The organism is Mesorhizobium sp. M2A.F.Ca.ET.067.02.1.1, from assembly GCF_004023285.1.
Classification (GTDB): Bacteria; Pseudomonadota; Alphaproteobacteria; order Rhizobiales; family Rhizobiaceae; genus Mesorhizobium.
In genome coordinates this window covers 1-1,596 of record NZ_RZSB01001051.1, presented here as the reverse complement: position 1 = coordinate 1,596, position 1,596 = coordinate 1, and the positions used below count along the sequence as shown (strand labels likewise).

Below are 1,596 nucleotides of genomic sequence, written 5' to 3'. Positions count from 1 at the left end.
GTGCAGGCCGATCGACGGCTCGTCCAGCACATAGAGCACGCCGGTGAGGCCTGAGCCGATCTGCGAGGCCAGCCGGATGCGCTGGCTTTCGCCGCCGGACAACGTGCCGGAGTTGCGCGACAGCGTCAGATAGTCGAGGCCGACATCGTTCAAGAAGCGCAGCCGCTCGCGGATCTCCTTGAGCACGCGCACCGCGATCTCGTTCTGCTTGTCGTTGAGCTGCGCCGGCAGGTCGGTGAACCACTGGTCGGCCTTGCGGATCGACAGCTCGGTCACTTCGCCGATGTGCTTGCCGCCGATCTTCACCGCCAGCGCCTCCGGCTTCAGCCTGTAGCCGTTGCAGGCGGGGCAGGGCGTGGCCGACATGAAGCGCTCGATCTCCTCGCGCATCCAGGGCGATTCCGTTTCCTTCCAGCGCCGGTCGAGATTGGGGATCACGCCCTCGAAGGTCTTGGTGGTCTTGTAGGAGCGCAGGCCGTCATCATACTGGAAGGTGATCTCGCGCTCGCCGGTGCCATGCAGCACGGCTTCTTTTGCCTGGGCGCTCAGATCCTTGAACTTGTCGCCGAGCTTGAAGCCATAGGCCTTGCCCAGCGCTTCAAGCGTCTGCGCGTAATAGGGCGAGGTCGACTTCGCCCACGGGCTGATGGCGCCGTCGCGCAGCGAGACGTTCTCGTCCGGCACGACGAGGTTGGGATCGATGGCGCGCTGGCTGCCGAGGCCGTCGCAGGTCGGGCAGGCGCCGAACGGGTTGTTGAAGGAGAACAGCCTCGGTTCGATCTCGGGAATGGTGAAGCCGGACACCGGGCAGGCGAATTTTTCCGAGAACAGGATGCGCTCATGCGTCTCGTTCTTCGACTTGTTGACCGAGTCCTCGCCGGTCAGGCTGGAGTCGAGCGGCCGGTCGGCGAACTCGGCCACAGCAAGGCCGTCGGCGAGCTTCAGCGCCGTCTCCATCGAATCCGCGAGCCTGGTGGCCAGGTCCCCGCGCACGACGATGCGGTCGACGACGACGTCGATGTCGTGCTTGTACTTCTTGTCCAGCGCCGGCACGTCGGCGATCTCGTAGAAGGTGCCGTCGACCTTGACGCGCTGGAAACCCTTCTTCTGCAGCTCGAGCAGTTCCTTGCGGTATTCGCCCTTGCGGCCGCGCACGATCGGCGCGAGCAGATAGAGGCGGGTGCCTTCGTCCAGCGCCAGCACGCGGTCGACCATCTGGCTGACCGTCTGGCTCTCGATCGGCAGGCCGGTGGCGGGCGAATAGGGGATGCCGACGCGCGCGAAAAGCAGGCGCATATAGTCGTAGATCTCAGTGACGGTGCCAACCGTCGAGCGCGGGTTGCGCGAGGTGGTCTTCTGCTCGATCGAGATGGCGGGCGACAGGCCGTCGATCTGGTCGACATCCGGCTTCTGCATCATCTCTAGGAACTGCCGGGCATAGGCCGACAGGCTTTCGACGTAGCGGCGCTGGCCCTCGGCATAGATGGTGTCGAAAGCGAGCGACGACTTGCCGGAGCCCGACAGTCCAGTCATGACGATCAGGCTGTCGCGCGGCAGGTCGAGATCGACGTTCTTGAGATTGTGTTCGCGCGCCCC

General features: G+C 64.7%; 1 pseudogene. It reads right to left on the bottom strand.

From position 1 onward, the window contains the following. Positions 1-1,596 (bottom strand): annotated as a pseudogene (locus EOA28_RS35285) (excinuclease ABC subunit A); the annotation flags it as partial.